General features: G+C 77.2%; 2 protein-coding genes and 1 pseudogene. All 3 read left to right on the top strand.

Annotated features, from left to right (window positions below):
* Nucleotides 1–580, top strand: a pseudogene (locus AAHH18_RS18195) (hypothetical protein); the annotation flags it as partial.
* On the top strand, nucleotides 577–1623 hold the full coding sequence (locus tag AAHH18_RS18190; protein ID WP_343302591.1) for a hypothetical protein: 1047 nt from the start codon (nucleotides 577–579) through the stop codon (nucleotides 1621–1623). The pseudogene AAHH18_RS18195 and the gene AAHH18_RS18190, both read left to right, overlap by 4 nt.
* A gap of 49 nt (nucleotides 1624–1672) precedes the next feature.
* On the top strand, nucleotides 1673–2614 hold the full coding sequence (locus tag AAHH18_RS18185) for a tetratricopeptide repeat protein (protein ID WP_343302590.1): 942 nt from the start codon (nucleotides 1673–1675) through the stop codon (nucleotides 2612–2614).
* Nucleotides 2615–3018 lie beyond the last annotated feature (404 nt).

Raw genomic sequence — 3018 nt, 5'->3', positions numbered from 1 at the left:
GCCCGCCGGCACACCGACGTCCGACGCGGGGCCCGGGTCCGTGCCCGCAGGGGCCCGGGACCCGCGCGGCCCGGGCGCGGGTGCGCCCGGCAGCCGTCCGGCGGCGCCCGCTCCCGCGGCGTCTCCCGCACAGCCGTCGGCCCCCGCTCCCGCCCTCCGGACCCCGACGGGTTCGGAAGCCGGTCCGGACGCCGCACCCCCGCCTGGAGCCGCCCCGGCCGGCGAGGAGCAGCGCGCCCCCGCCCGCGAGCGTCGCGGCCTGGGCTCCCGGCTGCCGTGGCGCCGCTCCCGCACCGACGCGTCGTCGGCGGACACCGCCGCGGCGGACGTCGCCGGGACCGGGACGACCCCGTCGTGGTCCCCGCTCGAGGAGCCGTCCACCGGGACGGCGGGCACGGCCCCGCGGGGCACGCCCGTCGGAGCCGCCACGCCGGTGCCGCCGCCGGACGAGGCGGCGTCCCCCGCGCAGCGCGCCGACGCGTGGCGCCGCATGTGGGGGTTCCCGTCGGAGGGCGACGCCCCCGTGGAGGACCGCACCGCCGACCGCGACGACGACCAGCCGACCGAGGAGGGACGATGACCGCACGCACCACGGGACGCGGCCCGACCGCCCCCCGGGGCCTGCGCGCCCGCCCGCGCCGCCGTCCGGTCGCCGCAGCGCTCGCGGTCGCGGCCGCCCTGGCCCTCGGCGCCTGCGCCGCCCCGCTGCCCGAGCCGGCGCCGGACGCCGTCCCGGCCGTGCCGCCGCCGGTCCTCACCGTCGCGCAGTCCGACGACGTGCTGTCCGCCGTCGGCACCGTGCTCGCCGCGGGGGACGAGGCCCTCGACCCCTCGGGGCTCAAGGCACGCCTCTCCGGCCCGGCGCTCGCGATCCGCACCTCGGAGTACGCGCGGGCGGCGGCCACGAACGGGGAGCGCCCCCCGGTGACCATCCCGTTGACCGCGCAGACGACGATCGTCCCGGACACCGCCGCCTGGCCGCGCACGCAGATGGTGGTCACCGAGCAGCCCGACGACCTCCAGGCGCCGCTGCTGCTCGTCCTCGAGCAGAGGAGCCCGCGCCAGCCCTACCGGCTGTGGGGCTGGGCCCGCCTCGGCCCGTCCGTGCAGATGCCGGCGACCGCGGAGCCGCAGATCGGCAGCGAGCCGGTCGCCCCGGACGACGACTCGCTGCTGCTGACGCCGACCGAGGCCGTCGCGCAGTACGCGGACGTCCTGACGAACGGTGACGCCTCGGAGCACGCCGGGACGTTCCCGGAGGACTTCTTCCGGTCGGCCCTGACGGCGGCGCGCGACCAGACGGCGTCCAGCCTCCAGGAGGTCGCGACGGTGGCGGAGACCGTCGCGCCGGTCGACGGCGAGGTGACCGCGCTGCGGACGGCCGACGGGGGTGCGATCGTCGTCGGGGAGCTGAGCACCGTCACCACGATCACCCTGAGCCAGGGGAGCATCACGCTGAGCGACCCGTTCGACGTGGCCCTGGCCGGGCGCGACAGCGTGTCCAGCAACCTCGTCCGCACCTGGACCGACGTCGTCGCCCTGTACGTGCCGCCCTCGGGCGGGGACGAGCAGGTCCAGGTGCTGGCGGCAGAGCACGCCCGGACGGCCGTCACCGGCGAGTGACGTCCGCCCTCGACATCGTGAGCACACGCGAGAGCAGGAGCACAGCAGCATGAGCCAGAACCCGGCCCACCAGCCGCGCCTCGACGTGCGGGGCGCGGTCGACCTGTCCGGTCTCGGACGTCCCGCGACCCCGGCTCCCGGTACGCCCGGCGGGCTGCCGGCACCGGGGCCGTACGTGACGGACGTGGACACGGAGGGCTTCCCGGCCCTGGTGCAGTCCTCCACGCAGCACCCGGTGGTGGTGCTGCTGTGGGCCTCGTGGAGCGAGGCGAGCATCAACCTGGCGCGCGATCTCGGCACACTGGCGGACGAGTACGCGGGCCGGCTGCTGCTGGCCCGCATCGACTCGGAGGCGAACCCCCAGGTGGCGGCGGCCTTCCAGGCGCAGTCCGTGCCGTCGGTGGTGGCGGTCCTCGCGGGCCAGCCCCTGCCGCTGTTCCAGGGCGTGCCGCAGCTCGACCAGGTCCGCGGGGTCCTGGACCAGGTGCTCGAGGCGGCCGCGGCGAACGGCGTGACCGGGACGGTCGCGCCGCAGGGGGACGTGCCCGAGGTGCCCGCCGAGCCGGAGGAGCCGCCGCTGCCGCCGCTGCACCAGGCCGCGTACGACGCCATCGAGCGCGACGACCTGCCTGCCGCCGCCGCTGCCTACGAGCAGGCGCTGCGGGAGAACCCCCGGGACGAGATGGCGCGCGCAGGCCTCGCACAGGTCGGGCTGCTCTCCCGGACCCGGGACGTCGACCTGGCCGCGGTGCGCTCGGCGGCGGCCGACGCGCCCGGTGACGTGGACGCGCAGCTCGCCGTGGCCGACGTCGACGTGCTCGGGGGGCAGGTCGAGGACGCGTTCGCGCGCCTGGTGGACACGGTGCGCGCGACGTCGGGCCCCGAGCGGGAGCGCGTCCGCGCGCGGCTGGTCGAGCTCTTCGAGGTCGTCGGGAGCGAGGACCCGCGGGTGGCCGCCGCGCGGCGCGCACTCGCGAGCGCCCTGTACTGACGGCCGCCGGCGCCACAGCTCGCGGCTGTGCGGCACGGCGCCCCGCGACCCGTGGACGACGGGCCGCGGGCCGCCGTCGGGGCTGGTCAGCGGCGAGATCCGCATGATCATCGGGGTGACCCGGGTCACGCCCGGCCGAGTTGACGCTCTGCGGCGTGACTGCGTAATGTTCTACGACGTCGCCCGGCAGGGAGGAACGGACACCGAGGATCAACCCGGTGGCTGGTCCCCCGGGTGGCCACCCCCTTGGTTCGGACTCGACGGGACACATGTGCCCGGCAGTCGTCGCGCCGAGGATCGATCCACGAGATCGGGCGGGTCCGGACGGACTTGACCGGCGGGAACGGATCGGATAAGTTTGAACGGTTGCCTCCGGCCAGGAGCCCGCAAGGGTGAGTGGGGGA

Source organism: Cellulomonas olei, assembly GCF_039548315.1.
Classification (GTDB): Bacteria; Actinomycetota; Actinomycetes; order Actinomycetales; family Cellulomonadaceae; genus Cellulomonas.
The sequence above is the reverse complement of the archived record's forward strand: the minus strand, read 5'-3'. Positions and strand labels throughout refer to the sequence as shown.